16 protein-coding genes and 2 tRNA genes are annotated in these 17,237 nt (G+C 67.6%); 9 read left to right on the forward strand and 9 right to left on the reverse strand.

The features are described from left to right. Positions 1-80: 80 nt before the first annotated feature. On the forward strand, positions 81-638 hold the full coding sequence (locus Afe05nite_RS18990; protein ID WP_203818466.1) for a hypothetical protein: 558 nt from the start codon (positions 81-83) through the stop codon (positions 636-638). Between the two features lie 153 nt (positions 639-791). Here Afe05nite_RS18990 and Afe05nite_RS18995 read toward each other — a convergent pair whose 3' ends face one another. Both Afe05nite_RS18995 and Afe05nite_RS19000 read right to left on the reverse strand, forming a co-directional pair. Continuing rightward, positions 792-977, reverse strand: coding sequence for a hypothetical protein (locus Afe05nite_RS18995; protein WP_203818467.1), 186 nt, complete (start codon positions 975-977; stop codon positions 792-794). A 153-nt stretch (positions 978-1,130) separates the two neighbouring features. Next, positions 1,131-1,451: a MerR family transcriptional regulator gene (locus Afe05nite_RS19000; protein WP_203818468.1), complete on the reverse strand. Its 321-nt coding sequence runs from the start codon at positions 1,449-1,451 to the stop codon at positions 1,131-1,133. A gap of 941 nt (positions 1,452-2,392) precedes the next feature. Here Afe05nite_RS19000 and Afe05nite_RS19005 point away from each other — a divergent pair. Together Afe05nite_RS19005 and Afe05nite_RS19010 are read left to right on the forward strand one after the other, a co-directional pair. After that, entirely contained in the window at positions 2,393-2,605 is a 213-nt protein-coding gene (locus Afe05nite_RS19005) for a hypothetical protein (RefSeq protein WP_203818469.1), read from the forward strand. Between the two features lie 116 nt (positions 2,606-2,721). After that, complete coding sequence (locus Afe05nite_RS19010) at positions 2,722-2,937, forward strand: restriction endonuclease (protein ID WP_203818470.1); 216 nt, start codon at positions 2,722-2,724, stop codon at positions 2,935-2,937. A gap of 205 nt (positions 2,938-3,142) precedes the next feature. Here Afe05nite_RS19010 and Afe05nite_RS19015 read toward each other — a convergent pair whose 3' ends face one another. Continuing rightward, the gene (locus tag Afe05nite_RS19015; protein WP_203818471.1) at positions 3,143-3,961 is read right to left on the reverse strand and encodes a sugar phosphate nucleotidyltransferase; all 819 of its coding nucleotides are present in this window, start codon (positions 3,959-3,961) and stop codon (positions 3,143-3,145) included. Positions 3,962-4,014: 53 nt separating this feature from the next. On the opposite strand from Afe05nite_RS19015, the gene Afe05nite_RS19020 reads away from it, so the two are divergent. Further along, on the forward strand, positions 4,015-4,443 hold the full coding sequence (locus Afe05nite_RS19020) for an NUDIX domain-containing protein (RefSeq protein ID WP_203818552.1): 429 nt from the start codon (positions 4,015-4,017) through the stop codon (positions 4,441-4,443). On the opposite strand, the gene Afe05nite_RS19025 is transcribed toward Afe05nite_RS19020, so the two are convergent. Then, positions 4,408-6,147, reverse strand: coding sequence for an SUMF1/EgtB/PvdO family nonheme iron enzyme (locus Afe05nite_RS19025; RefSeq protein ID WP_203818472.1), 1,740 nt, complete (start codon positions 6,145-6,147; stop codon positions 4,408-4,410). The genes Afe05nite_RS19020 and Afe05nite_RS19025 overlap by 36 nt on opposite strands. Before the next feature lie 179 nt (positions 6,148-6,326). On the opposite strand from Afe05nite_RS19025, the gene Afe05nite_RS19030 reads away from it, so the two are divergent. Next, positions 6,327-7,706, forward strand: a complete 1,380-nt coding sequence (locus tag Afe05nite_RS19030; RefSeq protein ID WP_203818473.1) for an NsdA family TPR-like regulatory protein — start codon at positions 6,327-6,329, stop codon at positions 7,704-7,706. Positions 7,707-7,715: 9 nt separating this feature from the next. Continuing rightward, positions 7,716-8,204 carry an NUDIX domain-containing protein gene (locus Afe05nite_RS19035; protein ID WP_203818474.1) on the forward strand — a complete coding sequence of 163 codons (489 nt, stop codon included), beginning with the start codon at positions 7,716-7,718 and terminating at the stop codon, positions 8,202-8,204. Positions 8,205-8,339: 135 nt separating this feature from the next. Here the strand turns inward: Afe05nite_RS19035 and Afe05nite_RS19040 are convergent, their stop codons facing one another. Continuing rightward, positions 8,340-8,585, reverse strand: a complete 246-nt coding sequence (locus Afe05nite_RS19040; protein ID WP_203818475.1) for a GntR family transcriptional regulator — start codon at positions 8,583-8,585, stop codon at positions 8,340-8,342. 339 nt (positions 8,586-8,924) lie between these two features. Here Afe05nite_RS19040 and Afe05nite_RS19045 point away from each other — a divergent pair, with 339 nt between their 5' ends. Next, positions 8,925-10,664, forward strand: a complete 1,740-nt coding sequence (locus tag Afe05nite_RS19045; RefSeq protein ID WP_239117970.1) for a tyrosine-type recombinase/integrase — start codon at positions 8,925-8,927, stop codon at positions 10,662-10,664. Positions 10,665-10,942: 278 nt separating this feature from the next. Here Afe05nite_RS19045 and Afe05nite_RS19050 read toward each other — a convergent pair. Beyond that, positions 10,943-11,018, reverse strand: a tRNA-Arg gene (locus Afe05nite_RS19050). Between the two features lie 41 nt (positions 11,019-11,059). Beyond that, a tRNA-Ser gene (locus Afe05nite_RS19055) sits at positions 11,060-11,150 on the reverse strand. A gap of 1,307 nt (positions 11,151-12,457) precedes the next feature. On the opposite strand from Afe05nite_RS19055, the gene Afe05nite_RS19060 reads away from it, so the two are divergent. Continuing rightward, positions 12,458-13,351 (forward strand): hypothetical protein, encoded by an 894-nt coding sequence (locus Afe05nite_RS19060; RefSeq protein WP_203818476.1) that lies wholly within the window; start codon positions 12,458-12,460, stop codon positions 13,349-13,351. Between the two features lie 15 nt (positions 13,352-13,366). On the opposite strand, the gene Afe05nite_RS19065 is transcribed toward Afe05nite_RS19060, so the two are convergent. Beyond that, entirely contained in the window at positions 13,367-14,137 is a 771-nt protein-coding gene (locus Afe05nite_RS19065; protein ID WP_203818477.1) for a CPBP family intramembrane glutamic endopeptidase, read from the reverse strand. Between the two features lie 129 nt (positions 14,138-14,266). Between Afe05nite_RS19065 and Afe05nite_RS19070 the strand changes: the two genes are divergently transcribed. Continuing rightward, a complete protein-coding gene (locus tag Afe05nite_RS19070) occupies positions 14,267-15,382 on the forward strand; it encodes a globin domain-containing protein (protein WP_203818478.1) in 1,116 nt (371 codons plus the stop codon). Here the strand turns inward: Afe05nite_RS19070 and Afe05nite_RS19075 are convergent. Continuing rightward, positions 15,379-16,914, reverse strand: a complete 1,536-nt coding sequence (locus tag Afe05nite_RS19075; protein ID WP_203818554.1) for a peptide deformylase — start codon at positions 16,912-16,914, stop codon at positions 15,379-15,381. The two genes, Afe05nite_RS19070 and Afe05nite_RS19075, sit on opposite strands and share 4 nt — an antisense overlap. Positions 16,915-17,237: the final 323 nt, after the last annotated feature.

The following is a 17,237-nucleotide window of genomic DNA, read 5'->3' on the forward strand; positions in this document are numbered from 1 at the left end:
CGGTCACCACTGCGCTCGACATAGTCAATTCAGCGGCGCGCCAGGTTCACACTCGACCTGCTGAACCAAGGAGCTCATAAATGAAGATCAGTTCACGCATCCGCCCGTGGCGGACCGTTCGACGAGCTGTGCTCGGCGCGGTTCTGTCGATGGGTCTGATCGCCGGTACCGCCACCGCTGCGCATGCCAGCATCTGGCAGCTCATCGACGGCTTCGACTACCAACCGGCGTCGACGTGGCAGGCCACAGCATCCGGCGCCAGTGGCTCCGGCTTCGACATCAACGCCGGCACCGCCCGTTCCGCTCCGAACAACGCCTTCCTGTGGGCCCAAACGCAGTTCTCGTCGGTCGGCCGCAGCGTCGTGCTGCGCAACAACTCGAGTCGGATCACCTGCGGGGCCGCCGTCTACCTCCAAGGGCTCAGCGGCGCGAGCGTGAACGTCGAGGTCATCGACCCGTCCACCTGGACGTACATCTCGCTGAAGAACGTGACCCTCAACAGCAGCTCCTACACCATGGTCACCGTGCCGCCCTGGACCGGTGGCCCGAACACGGTCTACTTCCGGGTCTCGCTGCTCGGAAAGGGCGGCTTCTCATCGATCCGCGCTGACGACGCCACCATCCAGTGCACCTTCTGACCGGCCGCTTCTGACCTGCACGTACCGACTGGCGCGCGTACTGATCAACAAACAGGTTTCGGCGCACGTTCCACCGTTCCGGGGCGTGCGCCGCACCTTCGGCCGAAGTCGAAACACTGCGTCGACCCGAGCCGAAGCTGACGCGCGACCAACTCAAGTCGCTGGTCGGCCCCGTCCAGCCCGAGCCAAGGCGATCTCAGCCTCACCGGCAAGAGCGGTGACCAGGTCCGCCGCCGACGGCACGTCCTTGATCAGATCGACGCCCTCGCCGGCCCAGACCGGCAACGGCGGGACGACACCGCTCTGCTGGTCCCGCCCGGCCTCGGGATTACCGGCCAACTGACCCTCGCGGCCACGCTACCGGTCAAGATGCGACCCGGGACACCGCACGTACGGTCGCTTCTGTGTGTGCGTAGGGCAGGGCGAGCTCGAGCAGAAAGCCACCGGGAGAAAGCGCACGGCGCTGCTCTAGCCAACGCGAGGCGATCAGACTCAGGCGGCTTCCACTTGTTGTCCGTGCGGTTGGCTCCGGTTGCTCTCGCGGACTTCCTGGAGCTGGTTCTCGAGGTCGATGATGCGGCAGGCGGCTTCCAGCGCGATGCCTTGCCTGACCATCTCGCGGGCTCGCGCGGCAAGACGCACCTGGTGGCGCGAGTAGCGGCGGTGGCCTCCGGCCGATCGGGACGGGGTGAACAGCTTCGCCTTCTCGAGGCGACGCAGGAAGTCCTGCGAGGCGCCGGTGATCTCCGCGGCGCGGCCCATGGTGTAGGCGGGGTAGTGCTCGTCGTCGAGCATGTCATCGGGTTGGGCCATCCACACTCTCCTCTTAATGACGAGGGCCCCGGCGCAAGAAGCACCGGGGCCCAGGGTTACGGGTTCACAACACCATCTACCGACACGTTCGTCGGCTTGCCTTTTCCGCACCTGCCGCCGTTTCCGGCTTGCGGTGCGAGGATCGCATAAGCGTGACCGGAGACCACCTCACGTTCGATGGAAACTGCGGTGTCCACCCCAGAACCGGAAAACTGTTCTGACGGCGGGCGATCCAACGGTGCTCGTCCCTCCCTTTCCTCTTCTTCCAATTCCTGTCGTACTACCTGCCGGTGTCGGAGCCCCACGCAAACTTCACGGCCCCGCACACGTACGGCTGATCTTTTGCATCAGATTGAGCCCTGAACCTGCATCGGCCCCACCTGCGTCTGCCCTGACCTGGAATTACGTCAAGGTCTTGACTAGCACTTGGTTCACTTGCAAACGTCGATTGCTGTCCTGCATCGGGTTGAGCCCTGAACCTGCACCGGCCCTACCCGCATGTGCCCTGACCTGGAATTACGTCAAGGTCTTGTCCTGCACGTGCCTTGCCGAAATGCGTGCGGTGATGCTGTCTCACCGCGGTGCCGAGCGAGCCACGAAACAATCCGGGCCCTGCTTGACGCTCGGTCTTCGTCTGCGTTTTCAACGATCTTTGCTGTCAACGAGAGAAACACTAACCAGGGCTGGCAAGAATGTCTAGTCGCTTCGCCATAGATTTTCTAGGCGAGGTGGCCGGGCTCAAGCGGTAGGTGGCGTTCCCGGCGCCTTCAGCTGTTCGGGCTCGCGGGGCAGCACGCCCCAAGCCTCGGCGTGCCGCACGATGCACCCAGGAAAGCGGGCGATCTTCGAGGTGCCCTGGCCGTACGACGAAAGGTCCGCACCTGAGCGCCGGCGCCGCCGACGTCGCCGAGACACTCAACCGCGCGTTCGACGAACCCGCCATGACGATGACGATCCTGCTCGCCGACGTCATCCCCGCCCTGGCCGAATATGACCAGGACGCCACGACCGCGGCCGACCCCGAGGGCTACCGCGACCGGATCGTCCTGCACGACGGCAGCATCATCCTCTTCGACAGCCGCACCGAACGATGGACCGTCAGCAGCGCCGAGGAGGTCGCCGCCTCCGACCGCCGCCGGACCACACCGAACTGAGCGCTCATCCTCGCGGGCCTGGATGCCACGCCCGCGGACAACACGCCCCTCGAAAGCCGGCGGTGAGGAAAGGAAGCCCTGGCCGCCAGCGCCGGGCCGCCGAAAATCGATGCGTCATGGACCACAAACGCGCAGCCAAAGGTGTCCTAGTCACCACCTCCTGGGTCGGTAAGGCGAGCCGAGACTTCGCCGTGGCGAACGGACGAATCGAAATCATCGAAGGGCGCAACCTGAGGGCGCTGCTGAAAGAGTTTCTCGACCTGGACGTCCTGATCGGCCTGGAAAAGCCCCCGCCCGGATGGACGACGTCGGACCTCGGCCAACCACTTTGACGCCCCACGCACGCTCGTGATCACTCAGCCGGGTTTTCCTCCGCGATAAGCCGTCGGGCTTCGCGTCGTCTGGGGTGGTCAGGGTTGGCCAGGTCAGTGCCGTCGTCCGTCAAATTCCGGGCTGAAGTCCATCACCTGGCACTGCCGCGATCCGATCACCTGACGGCGACCACGCAACCTCTGTCACCGTGCCCTGTCCTGACGTTCACCGCGCGGTATCCGCCGCCGACTTGCCCAGGTCCGTCACTGTGGAGTGCGTGACGACCAGGCGTATTGGTTCGCGGTGGGCATACCGACCAATCGCCAGCGACAGCTTGGGCTCGGCACCGGGCGTCACCCGTGCGCCGCGTAGCTGATCGACAAATTTGCTGCTCAGCCGGGCGCGGCCTTCCAGCAGCCACATGTTTGACTCGCCGTATCGATCCTCCAGCTCACGGGCTCGGTCGTGCGAGGGCTTCTCCACAAGTTCGGCGACGATGAGCTCTTCATCGAGGTGGCGAGATATGACAACGCCGCGGTGGCCGGCGTCGGCCGGGTCGTAGGGCCGTACCAGCACTGCAGTGTGCCCTGTCGGGATGGCGGCGAGGGCAAGGCTGGTGTTGGCGTACGGATAGAGGTTGTCTGCGAACGCGACGAACAGGTCATCACCGGCGCGGAGGTGGTCAGCGCCGTTGAGGACCGACGTGACGTCGGCGTACCGGCCCTGTTGCGGGATGAATCGAAGGTCTAGCTGGTCGTACAACGGCAAGTCGCAGCGCGGCAAGCCGGCGGCACGTTGGTAGGCGGCCTGCCCGTCACGGCCGAGAGTGAGTTTGGCCCAGGCGATGAACGGCTCGTAGAACGGGTGGTAGACGACCACGACACGGGCGGGGGCGAGTGCTGTCAGTTCGTCGAGCAGGTGCAGGATGCCCGGCCGTCCGGCGACGGGGTGGAATTCCTTGGGGATGTGCCGGGCCCAGGGTGCGACCCGGGTACCGAGGCCGCCGGCGCAGACGACCACCTGGGTGATCGGCCGGGCGGTCATGGCCGCGCCGCCGCGTGGTGATCGTTGGGGATTGTTACGGTTTGCGGGTGCCGATGAATGTGCGCGTCACTGCGATGGTGATCGAGGACGACCAGATCCTGCTGCTGGACCAGGACACTGAAGGCGACCGGACGTGGTCGCTGCCCGGCGGCAAGGTCGAGCCCGGCGAGACCATCGAGGAAGCTCTGGTGCGGGAGCTGCAGGAGGAGACGGGTCTGGAAATCCAGGTCGGCGACCTTTTGTACGTGTGCGATGTGGTGAAGGCGCACGTCGTTCACCTGTCCTTCGAATGCCGTCGGGTGGGTGGCACGCTCGGGGCGGTCAAGGCGGGGGCGGATACCCGGCCGATCCGCGCGGTGGAGTTCGTCAAGCTGGCGGACTTGCCGTCGCGGGGGTTCAGCGACCGGTTCGTGGAGCTCGCCAGAGCCGGCTGGCCTGACGCCGGGTCATACATGGGCCTGAAGAGCAACATCGGTCTGTAGCGCCCACACGACGTCCGAGTCCAGGTCGGCCAAGGTCCGGCTGCGGTCGGTGAGACTGCCAATCCAAGTGCTCAAGACGGTGGCGACCTGCGCAATGGTCCGGCCGGCGACGGGGGTCGTCTCGTCCCGCACCAGCCTGATGCCGACGCCTCGGGAGGCGCCCAGCAGGTGCCGTGACCGCAGCCGGTCGACCTCCTCGGCGGTGGCGGGGGTGTTCCAGGCGGCACCGTGGATCCATCGCTCGACTGGCTGTCCAAAGAGTGCGGGCGGTCCGTCGCCGCACCACACCTGCAGGTTGCCGAGGGGGTGGTGGATGCCGTGCGGGGCGGTCAGGTGAGATACCGGGGTGACATCGCCGATCGCGTAGTCGTGGTTGGACGCCTCGGTGTCGGCAGCGAGTATGCGCAGCTCGCCGTGTGTAGGAAGCCGGGCGGAGTTGACGGCCGCGAATACGGCCGCGCCGAGCCACGTCACCCAGTACACAGGGTGATGGTCGAAGCCAGGGCTGACCGTCCAGCTCTCGCGTTCGGATGACCAGTGAACCCGCCCTCCACGTTCGTGCGGCATCGGCACCAGCAACAGATGGGTCCCCCGCCGGGTGTTCGTCACCCCGGCGGCGTGCACGGCGTTAAGTAGGCCGCAGAATTCAGCGTTGCTGACCAGCAGGTTCCGCCACGCCAGCCCTCGCAGGTCGGCGTACGCGATTTCCCGTGCTGGCGGGCTCTCGGCGCGGGTGTGCCCGGTGCGGGGCGGCTTGGAAGGTGCCTCGATCTGGTACTGCCCGGCGCCGGTCATCCAGGTCTGCGCCCGGTCGAGGACGCTGGCCGGCACCAGGTCGGAGGCCGCAGCCAGGGTCTCGGCGGCGCACATCTCTACCTGGGTGGCCTCTGTCCGGGTGAGCTGTGCGACGAGGTTGGTCTTCTGGTTGGTGGTGGCGAACAGGTCGTCCCGGGCCGGCCGCACGGGGCTTGGCGTACGGGGAAGGGTTCGGGGCATTAGATCCGCCAGGGCCTTCCAGGCGGCTGCCCGGTCGAGCACGGCCTCCTCGTACCGGATGTGGGTGTACTCCCGGGCGTCAACCGCACCGGCGAGCAGCACCGTGTTGAGCACGATCATCCGGACCAGCCCCGTCAGCTCGTCCGGATCGTCGTCGGGCACCAGAGCGCTGAACCCGGCATGCGGTCCGGCACCGGTCATGGTGATCATCTGCCGATACCGGTCGGCGTACCCCCATCGGTGATAGAGGTTCGAGCGGACGAATGAACTCGCGACACCGATGGGGCTTCGGGTGAGCACGACCACCGGGGCATCGGCTAACAGCTGCAGTAGGGACCTGGTGGTGAAGAACAGGTTGGTCTCCTTCACCAGGTGCCGCACCGGCGCGTACTTGGCCACCACAGACTCGACCAAGGCGTGCCAGCCCAACTGGCCGAGGAGCGCCCAGGGCACCCGGTCGACTTCGACGCTGTACGGGTTGACCGGCGACAGTGGATGCGTCGCACCCAGCTGCTGCCGGAACGGCTCGTTGTGCTGGGGCATCACCGGTCGCAGCGTGTCCGACAGCCAGTTGGAGCCGATTCGCTCGCTGGTCCCCAACGCCAGCAGCGGCGGCAGCACGGTCACGCCCACGGCGCGCGCTTGCGTCCGCAGTTGGGCAAGTCGCTGGTCAATCTCGTCCACTACGTAGAGCAGGGCGTTACTCATACGGACTTCACCTCCGCATCCAGGCTCACGGGCACACGACCGATGACGGAAGGTCCCGGAATGCCGCTGCGGTTGCGCCCGGTTGTGGGCCTTGCGCGCAGTTGCGTACGCCACGACACACGCTGATGTCGCTCTATGATGAGAATCCGTGACAGGCAGTGAGGGTGGCGATGGGGTCGATGGCGAAGGCAGTGTCGAATCACCATCTACAGGCGCTCCTCCATCAGGCGGGATACGGGCAGGCGCGCGCGGCGTTCACCCGGCAGGTCAACTTGCGTGGCCGAGACCACCATCTGGATCTGCACTACGACGCGGCCTCGGTGTACTGGTGGCTGCGCGGCCGTAAACCCGACGAGCCGGTACCCCAGGTGATCGCCGAGGTGCTGGCCCGGCGGATCGGCAGGGCGGTCGCCATCGACGAGCTCGGCTTCACCGCCGGGGTAGCTTCGGCAGACCTTGGCCTGACGTTCGCCGCTGACCTCGAAGAAGCCCGTACGACCGTTACTGCCCTGTGGCGGCATCAGGTGACCCGGCGAGACGCACTCAGCGCGGCCCCGTTCGTCGCATCCGCCACCGCCGAAGCAGGGTGGCGCTGGCACTTCAACCCGGGCGATCCGGACGCCTCACACCGCGGACGCCGCCAGGTCACGCTGGCCGATGTCGACGCGCTACGCGCCTGTCAGCAGCAGTTCCTCGACCTCGACCGACGTCATGGCGGCGGCCAATTTCGCGCGTCGCTGGCCGAATGGCTGCACCGGGAAGTCGAACCGATGCTGCACGGCACCTACACCGACAGGGTAGGACGACAGCTGTTCGCCGCGGTCGCCGAGCTGACCGGGCAGGTCGCGTTCATGAGCTACGACATCGGCGATCAAGGACTTGCCCAGAGACATTTCATCCAAGCCCTACGACTGGCCAAGGCTGCCGACCACGCCGGGTTCGGCGCGCACATCCTGGCCAACATGTCCACCCAAGCCGTTTATCTCCGCCAGCCTGCGGAGGCAGTGCGGCTGGCCCGCGCCGCCGTCGCCGGCGGAACCGGCCGCGCCCACATCCTGGTGATGGCCCGACTGCACACCGCGGAAGCATGCGCCCACGCCATCGCCGGCGATGCCCGCAGCTGCACCGCCGCGCTCCGGCTGGCCGAGCACGCCACCGCGAAGATCGGCAGATCCGAGCAACCCACCTGGGCCGGCTACTTCACTCCAGCGCACCTGGCCGGCACCGCGATCCGCTGCCTGCGCGACCTCGGCCGCACAAAGGAACCGCTCGGCCACGCCGAGCAGGCCTTGCACCTGGCAGAAGGCAGCGTGCGTACGCGGGCTCTGCACACCGCGCTGATCGCGAGCGTCTACGCCGCCGGGACATCTGCCCAGCCGCAACATGCCAGCCAGCTCGGTCACGACGCGCTCGACCTCGCCGGCCGAGTGCGCTCCCGCCGGGTCACCGACCGGATCACCGACCTCGCCAAACGGCTTTCCCCCCATCGCGGCGATCACGCCGTCGACGGCTTCTTGCACAGGGCTCACGCCTATGTCTCCACCGCCAGCCACGGATAGAGTCACCGGATGGCGTGGGTAGAGCCGGACAAGTGGTACGCGCAGCTGGCGTCCTTCCACGCCGCCGCCGCCCTGTTCATCACGGACGACGCCGGCCGGGTGCTGCTGGTCAAGCCGAACTACCGCGATCACTGGGCCATCCCCGGCGGCTACGTCGACCAACACGAGAGCCCACACGCTGCTGCCGGACGCGAACTACGAGAAGAACTCGGCCTTGCCCTGCACGTGGGTGACCTGCTCGTCGTCGACTGGGCCTCCCCGGCCGGGCCTCGCCCGCGGGCCCTGGTGAACTTCATCTTCGACGGCGGTCGGCTCACCAGAAACCAAAACATCCGCGTCGACTCCGACGAGCTGGAAACCTTCGGGTTCCACGACCCTGAGCAGTGCCGACGTCTACTCCCGCCACGCGTCGCACCCCGCATCGAGGCCGCGCTTGCGGCCCGGACCAAAGGCACGACGATCTACCTCACTGATGGGGCATCGCCGGCGCACTCCTGACAACCCAGACTCTCCGAGTCGTCAGCGGCCTCGGCCCCTGACCTCGGATCGCAGCCGCTCAGGGTTCGAAGCCGGGTGGCGACGGTTAGCAGGTCAGGCGAATGCCAGGGTTGTCGATCTGGCGGCCTCGGCACCCTAGGCTTGATCGTCCGTCGGAGTAGCAACGTACGTGCCCCGACCGACAACGGTTACCACCAGCCGGCGTTCGCGCAGAAGCTGGATCGATTTGCGGGCGGTGCCTCGAACGATGCCGTACTCCTGGACGAGCTGGTTTTCCGAGGGGATCGGCCGGTTCGGCAGAAGGTCGCCCGCTTGGATACGTGCCTCGATAGCATCTGCCACCTGGACGTACAGAGGGGTCGGGCCGTCGTGGTCGATCACTAGGCGACCATCCCACCCGCCAGAGAGCCATAATCATTAAGAGGGAACCATGGTGAGCCATGAACACGGATGGTGAACCAAAGTAAAGGCAAGCCATCAGCTGGGCTGTGCATCGCATCAGACCTCGTCGGCTGCTCCTGCGGGAAAGTGCCGTGAGCACTCGAATTTCCGGTTTGAGCAGCGGGTATCGCCGCGGGTGCGGACTCGGGGATGACATCGGCGGCCTTGCCGCTCGCAACCCCTCATAGAACCAACGCCGCCCGACTCAGCCCGGTGGCGGGCACCGCCAAACCCGGTTTCCGGGTGCTCGTTGCCACGAGAGTCGATCGCAGTAGGTCGGTGACCGCGAACACCGCGGCGCTCTGCCAAGCGGCGTCGCCAATGACGTTCATCAGCAGGCTGCTGACGAGGACGCTCCGGCCCGCCAAGACAAGCCCAGGCACCCTTCGGGAGGCATCCGGCTGTGACTTCGCCGACGAGTACGAGGTAGGACAACAAGAACGGGGACACGACATGACAGGCAACAGCGGAATCTTCAAGAGATGTGGGTGCATCGACAAGGCGACCGGACAGCGCTCCGGCGAGCACTGCACCCGACTGCTCGACCCTGACCACGGTAGTTGGTACTTCGCCTGCTCCACCCGAGACGTGCTGGGCCGGGTGAACCGCGTTCGCCGCGGCGGATTTGTCTCCGAACAGACCGCCCGGGAAGCGCGCGACACCTTGCTGGAAATGTCGCGCGAGGAATGCACTGGGCAGAACTGGACCGTCGCGCGGTGGCTGCAGTATTGGCTGTCCACCCGGACCCGAATCCGCGCCACCACGAAAGCGCACTACGGCCACGACATCGAACGCTTCCTGATCCCCCATGTCGGCGCCATGACTCTCGCGCAACTGAACGCGCGACAGCTCACCGCCGCCTTCGCCGAGATCGGCAAAGCCACCAACCGACACGGAGTCCCCCACTCCGTATGCACCCTTCACCACGTTCGCACGACGCTGCGAGCAGCCCTGAACGCGGCGGTCCGTGAAGGCGTCATCACCAGCAACCCCGCCATCCGGCTGGAGCTACCGACACGCGATCGGCCCCACGCGGTGGTGTGGACGCAGCCTCGCGTGGCTGCTTGGCAAGCCACCGGCGACCACCCCGTCGTTGCGGTATGGACGCCCGAGCAGTTGGCGACGTTCCTGCACGCGGTGCGCCACGACGGCCTCTTCGCCCTGTGGTGGCTCATCGCCCTGCGCGGCCTGCGCCGTGGTGAGGCCGCCGGCCTGCGGTGGACCGACGTCGACCTCGACAACGGCCTACTCGTCATCGCGCGGCAACGCACCACCGCCGGCTACGCCATCCACGAAGGACCACCGAAGTCGGCGGCCGGCCGCCGCACCGTCGCACTGGACAGCCACACCGTGCGAGTACTGCAGCTGCACCAGCGACAGCAGGAACGCCACCACGTCCGACGGGACAACGACGACAAGCCTTACCTGCCCAGCGGGTACGTGTTCACCCGGCCCGACGGAGCACCGTTCCACCCGGGCTATTTCACCCAGCGCCTGCGCCTTCTCATCGATCGTGCCGACCTGCCGCCAGTGCGCCTGCACGACCTACGTCACGGCGCGGCCAGCCTCGCGCACAGCGCCGGCGTCGACATCAAGACGATCCAGGACCAACTCGGGCACTCGACCGTCGCGCTCACCGCAGACGTCTACACCAGCGTGCTTCCCGCGATCCAACGCAAAGCCGCCGAAGACACCGTTCAACTCATCCTCGACATCGCTGGCCGAACCCAGAAAGCTCCGATCACCAAACGCACCAGCCGCCGGCCACAAGTCCAGCGAGCCGGCGTGCCCGGACCCGTACATCTCGGCTTAGCCCAGAACTCGGCAGACGAGCCGGCGGCGTCCCGTCTCACGCAGCATCGCCAGGTCACATCGGAAGACCCGCAAGACCCGTTCTCGCTGAAGTGGATGGGAGGCGCACCGACGACGGTGCAGCCTGGATCACTGGCCCGCGACCTATTGCAGCGTCCCGGAGACTTTCAGGCATCTGCCCCAGAATCAGATGCCCCTGAGCCATGACGTCTTCACTCGTGCGAGTGCCGAAAGCCCGCGACCTGCAAGAAGATGGCCACCGCAGCCTGTTCGTACTCACTCCAGCGCCCCAAAGATCCCATTTCGCAGGACCATGGTGCTCGGATGGTGTTCGCCTGTCGAAAACCGGTTCCATGCGGGAAATCGCGCTCGCAAACAGCCGCTGAGCTGCGGAAACACGGCCAAAATGTGGGCGCAACTGTGACCCACATGTGCCCCACATGAAAGCAGGGAACATAGCCGAATGGCTATATTCCCTGCTCAAGTGGTGCGCCCGAAGGGACTCGAACCCCTAACCTTCTGATCCGTAGTCAGATGCTCTATCCATTGAGCTACGGGCGCTCGTTCAAGTGCTCAGCCAGCATACACACCCGGCTTTCGCGCGGAGACTCCGGGATTCGAACCCGGGAGGGGCTATAAAACCCCAACCGCATTAGCAGTGCGGCGCCATAGACCAGACTAGGCGAAGTCTCCCCGGTGGCCGTTGAGCCACCGACGGTTGAGGATACCGGACCCGGTCAGCTGCGCACAAAGAGGTTGCCCCCTCGCGCGCGCCGCGGCGTTCGCACCGGACTCCAGCAGGTGAAACGCGCCCGAAACGGCTAGGCTGCCACGGCATGGAGGAGAAGCCGCCCACTGAGCGCCGTAGAACTCCGCGCGCCCGGTCCGCCCCGCCCGCGTTCAGCGCGCCCGAGCAGGACCAACCCGCGGAGAAGCCCGCCGCGCCGGCCCCTCGCCGCGCCGCGAAGCCGGCCCCGGCGGTCACCTTCCAGCCCCCCAGCGCCGAGGATCACCCGGGCGGCGCACCGGTATCTGCCTCCAAACCGCCTCGTTCTTCTCAAAACCCCCCTTCCCGTACGCCTACCCGCGGTCCAGTCCAGCCCAAGTCCGACACCTCAGCGCCCACGGAGCAGTCCCCGCCGCGCCGGACCCGCCCCGCTGCCCAGCAGCCCAGCACCCCGCAGCCCGCCACCCGGGCCCCGCGCCCGGCCAAGTCCCGCCCGGCCCGACCCGCCGCCCCAAGCCCCGCCGCCCCAAGCCCCGCCGACCCAAGCCCCGCCGTCCCAGTCCCCGCCGTCCCAGGCCCCGCCGACCCAAGGCCGAACGCCTCGAGCCCGGCCGCCCAGGCTGTGCCCCCGCGTCCCGCAAAGACGCGCCCGGCCCCGCCGGCCGCCCAGCAGCCCCAGGCCGAACCGCGGCATCCCACCGAGGCGCGGCCAGCCGCTCAAGAGCCCGCCAAGGCTGCACCACCGCGCCCCGCGCAGGAGTCTGAGGCCCAGGCCGCACTCCCGCACCCCGCGGAGGGGCGGCCAGCCGCTCAAGAACAAGCGTCTTCTACTCAACGACCTGCCAGGGCTCAAGCGCCTGCGGCTCAAGCGCCCCCTGCTCAAGCGCCTGTCAGCCGAGCGCCGGATCCCCAGGCTGCGCTGCCGCGTCCCGCGAGAGGGCGGCCCGCCGCCAGCGAGTCCGATGCCCAGGCGACAGGGTCCCAAGCGGCGACGGCACGCTCGTCCTCGCAACAGCCGGAGGTTGCGGCCGAGCCAGCGCGTCCGGCCAAGGGCGTGCCGGTCAAGAAGGTGGCGCCGGCGAAGAGGGCGCCCCGCCCACCCCGCAAGGCTGCCGCGATCAAGCCGGCTGCGGCCACCGAAGCAACGGCCGAATCCGACGTGACGGCAACACCTCCGGCTGTGCGGAACCCGGCGGCTGACACGACACCCGCCGCAGACGCCCCGGCCAGGTCGACTGGTTCGGTCTCGGCGGAGCCCGCTGCGGACGCGGTCGTGGTGAAGCCTGCCGGCACCGAGGCGGTGGCGGCGGAACCGGTAGTCGCGCAGCCCTCCGGCGGGGAGGCGGGCGACGTGGTCGAGAAGGCCGCCATCGCCGCGCCAACCCAAGCGGGCAGCCCAGTAGAGGCCGGCCCAGTAGCGGGCGCCACGGCAGAGGCCGGCGCGGTATACGGCGGCGCGGCGGAAGGCGGCGCGGCGGAGGGCGGCGCGGCGGAGGGCGGCGTGGCGGAGGGAAGAGCGGGGGCTGCGGTCGGGGTCCGGGGGGATGGGCGTACGGAGGCGTGGGCGAAGCTTGTGGCGGATCCGGGGCATGCGCCGGAGCTGCTTGCGCTTGCGGCTGTGCAGGCGTTCGGGCCCAAGGCTCGGGACTGGGCCGCGCGGACGCGGGAGTCCTATCCGGCGGCGGGAGATCGGGCGGTTGCTCGGCTCGCGGCTCGGCAATTCGCGCGGCTGGGCGGTTGGGGGAGTGTGTTCGGGGCGGTGGCCGGGTCTTATACGCCGGTCACGCTGCTTGGGGCGGCGGCTGTCACGCACGCTCAGCTTGTGTTGCATGTGGCGGCGGCGTACGGCTTGGATCCGGCCGATCCGGAGCGGGCGGTTGATCTGCTGGTGATCACTCGGGTGCACCCGAGCCGGGCGGATGCCCGGGCGGCGCTTGCCGCTGCGCGCCGGCCCACCTATGACCAGGGTGGGCTCAGCGACGCGGCTTGGCGGTTCGGGCGGATGCTTGTGTCGCAGACCGGTGGGTGGACAGCGTTGCGGCTGGCCAACCGGGTTTTTCCGGGTGCCAGTCTGCTGGCGGCGATCCTGGCCGGCACGGCGTCGGCGCAGACCGTGGCGGCCCGCGCGGAGTCCTACTATCGCGACTATCGCGACTATCGCGGCTAGGGCGGGCTTTCGCGACTAGTTGAGCCAGGCCAGCAACGAGGCGGGCAGCAGGGTGTAGCCGACGAAGGCGGCTATGTCGAGGATGCTGTGCGCCACGATCAGCGGCATCACACGCTTGAAGCGCAGGTAGAACAGGGCGAACACGACGCCCATCACGGCGTTGCCCACGAAGGCGCCGAAGCCCTGGTAGAGGTGGTAGGAACCGCGAAGCAGGGCGGAGGCGGCGACGATCCACACCGGCTGCAGGGACATCTCGCGCAGCCTGGTGATCAGGTAGCCGACGACGATCACCTCTTCCAGCACGGCGTTCTGCATCGCGGACAGGACGAGGACCGGGATCGCCCACCACACGTCCTGCAGGGCCGCGGGCACGATCTGCGCGTTGAGGCCGAGCACCTTTGCCACGTACACAAGCAGGAGCCCGGGAATCCCGATGCCGGCGGCCAGCAACGTGCCCCAGCCCGCGTCGAAGCTCTTCCGATCGGCCGTGAGGCCGAGGGTCTGCCGGACCGGGATCTGGTCGCGCATGAGCAGGTAGAGGACCAGGGCGACCGGCACCAGCGCGAAGCTGATCTCGAGCAGTTGGTAGGTGAGATCGAGGTACGGCCGGGGGGAGCGGGAGGCGTTGAGGACCGCCGACTGTGCGGACAGGGGTTTGCCCGCGGTGAGTTTGGCGATCAGCGACACGACCGCATAGATGGCCGACGCGCCGAGGGACAGCAGCAGCACGATGACGATCTCGACGGTGAGCACGCGCCGGGTGGGCGCAACTCGATCTAAGGTCACGACGGCCACTCTAGGCCAAGCACAAACGGACGATCCGGGCAAGCGACGCGCCGATCATTCGTCACCTCGATGAGACCAGTCGCACTTCGGGTGCGTCGGAAAAGCGACTGACGTGAGCAATCTGAGTGCATGGGAGACCTCGCACGCTTGCTCAAGGAGAGCTGGACACTCGTCGAGGAACATCAGGAAAAGGTCGCCGGCTACTTCTACGCCCGGATCTTCCTTTCCCACCCCGACCTGCGCGAGTTGTTCCCGGTGCACATGGATGTGCAACGCTCCCGCCTGCTCAACGCGATCGTCACCGCGGTGCAGACGCTCGACGATCCGGAGAAGTTCGACGAATACCTGAAGGCACTCGGTCGTGATCACAAGAAGTTTCACGTGGAACCAGAACACTACGAGGTGGTCGGGGGCGCATTGATCGAAGCGATGCGGGCGCACGCCGGCGAGCAGTGGGGCGTCGAATACGACCAGGCCTGGGCGGACGCGTACGCGGTGATCGCCGCCCGCATGCTCGCCGGTGCCGACGCCGACGACAACCCGCCCTACTGGTACGCCGAGGTGGTGGCGCACGAGCGAAGAGCCCAGGACATCGCGGTCTTCACGGTCCAGCCGATGCAGCCGCTCGAGTTCCGCGCCGGTCAGTACCTGAGTCTGGAGTGCCCTAAGTATCAGCCGCGGCTCTGGCGCACCTATTCGGTCGCCAACGCTCCGCGCAAGGACAACACCCTGGAATTCCACGTACGGTCGGTGGGCGCCGGCTGGGTGTCGAGTGCCCTGGTACGCCGTCTCCAGATCGGCGACATGATCAAGCTGGCCGCCCCGATGGGCACGATGAACCTGGACCGGCGGTCGACCCGGGACGTGGTGTTCATCGCCGGCGGGACCGGCCTGGCGCCGATCAAGTCCCTGCTGGAGGAGCTGACCCGTTACAACCGGACGCGGTGGGTGCACGTCTTCATCGGCGCGCGGGACCGCGAGGACCTGTACGACCTGGCCGACCTCAACCGGCTGGCGGCGCGTTACCCGTGGCTGTCAGTCGTGGAGGCGTGCAGCGAGGACCCGACGTTCCCCGGCGAGCAGGGCAACATCTCGGAGGTGGTCGCGAAGTACGGCCCGTGGAACAACCACGACTTCTTCGTCTCCGGCTCCGGCGCGATGGTGAAGTCGACCCTCAAGACTCTTGCCGAGCTCCAGGTGCCGTCCATCCGGATCAAGTACGACAGCTTCACCGACCTGCCCTAATAGGTCCACGGACTCCCGGCCTGCTGATAGTTGGCCACCGGCACGAGGTTGGACTCGGCGTGCATCCGGTCGACGTAGAGGCGGCCCTCCAGATGGTCGATCTCGTGCGCGACCAGCCGTGCCATCGCCCGGTCGAACGAGGTGATCACCCGGGCGCCGTCGTAGCGGGCGTGCTCGACCTCGATCCGCAGGGCCCGGCGCACCTGACCGCGGTAGTCGAAGAAGGACAGGCACCCCTCGTACTGCTCGTCGCGGTCGCCGGACTCGCCGACGATGCGCGGGTTGAGCAGCACCACCGGCTCGGCACCCCGATCGGGTGGCTGCACCACCGCGGCCGCCACCGACCGGCCGATCTGCGGTGCGGACAGCCCCACGCCCTTGCTGAAGTCGTGCAGGTCCTCGAGCCGGCACAGCGACGAGAGCAGTGCGCTCACCGCCTCCCGCGCATCGGTCGCCTCCCGGGGCAGCTGGAAGTGCCGGGCGCGCTGGCGCAGCAGGTCGGAGCCGCGCTGCACGATCCCGATGCCGCGCATCGCCGACGAGGCGCGCGGCTTGCCGTTCTCCTCGGCCGGTGCGTACTCGGCGAACGACGGCGCGTTCGGGCCCCGGAACCGCCACTCCAGCCGGTACCGGGCGTTCAACTGCGGCGCGTCGGTCGACCATTCGAAGATGGCCCGCTCCCCGTCGTGCGTGCGTTCAAGTGGTGTACGTACCGGGACCTCGGCGGCCAGCGACGTCTCCACCCCCCACACCTGCGGGTCGAACGTCACCGGGAAGTTGAGCCGCACCGTGATCCGCCGGGTGGGCAGCCGCACCGCCCGCTGGAACCACTGACCCCACTTCTCGACCCCGACCGTGTATGCGTACTCGATCGTCGTGCGGTCGCCCGGGTAGAGCGGGAACTGACCGCGGTCGTTGGCGAAGAGCAGCCAGACCTCCTTGGCCGCGTCCCGGTCGAGCTTGACCCGCCAGTGCATCGGCTCGGCGGCGCTGCCCTCGCCGGCGGCCGCCTCGAGGTCCATCTCGTCGAAGCGGAGCGGGTGGGTGCGGTGGTGCCGGTTCGAGCCGGTCGGGTCGTGCGGGTAGCGGTCCACCGAGACCTTCACCAGGTAGCGGGTGACCGGCTCGGAGCCGGCGTTGTAGAGGTTGCGGCGAACCGTGCAGCGGTAGGACCCGTTGCCGTAGGTCAGCTCGGCGACCTCCTGCTCGACGATCAGGCCGGTGCCGGGCGGCATCCACTGGACGGGCACGGGCGGGTCCCGGTGCTGGAGCGTGTTGGTGCGCGCGTGACGCAGCTCGTCGTACTCCTGGAAGCGCTGCCAGATGACTCCGCCGGCGCCGAGGACGGCTTCCGCCCGCCGGGCGAAGTCCTCGGTGGGCTTATGTCGCCGCCCCTCGACATGGCTGACGTACGACGGGTCGAAGCCCATGCGGGCGGCCAACTGCTTCTTGCTCATACCGCGCTCGACCCGCCAGTGCGCCAGAGCTGTTACGAACTGATCAGCGGCCCGTTCGACGGGCGATGTGGTCATCATCGATGTCCCCTTCGCGACGGGACATTCAGTGTCACTGGCGCTCGATGTCCTCAAGGTCCTTGTAGCGCTTAGCCGACAGATACCTTGACGGTTCCTGGAACGGTTCAACGCACTGTTAGGCAACCCTTGCCTAGGGTATTCGTCCGAAAGATCCCTGTCGCCGTTGTTGGTTAGGCTAGCCTTAGAGGTGTACGGTGAGTCGTCTTGAGGGTCCGGAACACTGGTTCGTGTGACGAGGTAAGGCGAGGTGAAAGCGGTGACTGGCCCGGTTGTGTCACCGCGGTGTGGTAGCCGTCAGTGACCGCCACCACAACCAGCCG

Origin of the sequence: Paractinoplanes ferrugineus (assembly GCF_016862195.1) — a bacterium.
Classification (GTDB): Bacteria; Actinomycetota; Actinomycetes; order Mycobacteriales; family Micromonosporaceae; genus Actinoplanes; species Actinoplanes ferrugineus.

What these genes read in the sequence shown, in the direction of transcription:
- Afe05nite_RS19035 (WP_203818474.1), top strand. Translation starts at nt 7,716, where the DNA reads ATGGCGTGGGTAGAGCCGGACAAGTGGTACGCGCAGCTGGCGTCCTTC.
- Afe05nite_RS19070 (WP_203818478.1), top strand. Translation starts at nt 14,267, where the DNA reads ATGGGAGACCTCGCACGCTTGCTCAAGGAGAGCTGGACACTCGTCGAG.
- Afe05nite_RS18990 (WP_203818466.1), top strand. Translation starts at nt 81, where the DNA reads ATGAAGATCAGTTCACGCATCCGCCCGTGGCGGACCGTTCGACGAGCT.
- Afe05nite_RS19030 (WP_203818473.1), top strand. Translation starts at nt 6,327, where the DNA reads ATGGCGAAGGCAGTGTCGAATCACCATCTACAGGCGCTCCTCCATCAG.
- Afe05nite_RS19020 (WP_203818552.1), top strand. Translation starts at nt 4,015, where the DNA reads ATGAATGTGCGCGTCACTGCGATGGTGATCGAGGACGACCAGATCCTG.
- Afe05nite_RS19005 (WP_203818469.1), top strand. Translation starts at nt 2,393, where the DNA reads ATGACGATGACGATCCTGCTCGCCGACGTCATCCCCGCCCTGGCCGAA.
- Afe05nite_RS19015 (WP_203818471.1), bottom strand. Translation starts at nt 3,961, where the DNA reads ATGACCGCCCGGCCGATCACCCAGGTGGTCGTCTGCGCCGGCGGCCTC.
- Afe05nite_RS19075 (WP_203818554.1), bottom strand. Translation starts at nt 16,914, where the DNA reads ATGACCACATCGCCCGTCGAACGGGCCGCTGATCAGTTCGTAACAGCT.
- Afe05nite_RS19010 (WP_203818470.1), top strand. Translation starts at nt 2,722, where the DNA reads ATGGACCACAAACGCGCAGCCAAAGGTGTCCTAGTCACCACCTCCTGG.
- Afe05nite_RS19025 (WP_203818472.1), bottom strand. Translation starts at nt 6,147, where the DNA reads ATGAGTAACGCCCTGCTCTACGTAGTGGACGAGATTGACCAGCGACTT.
- Afe05nite_RS19000 (WP_203818468.1), bottom strand. Translation starts at nt 1,451, where the DNA reads ATGGCCCAACCCGATGACATGCTCGACGACGAGCACTACCCCGCCTAC.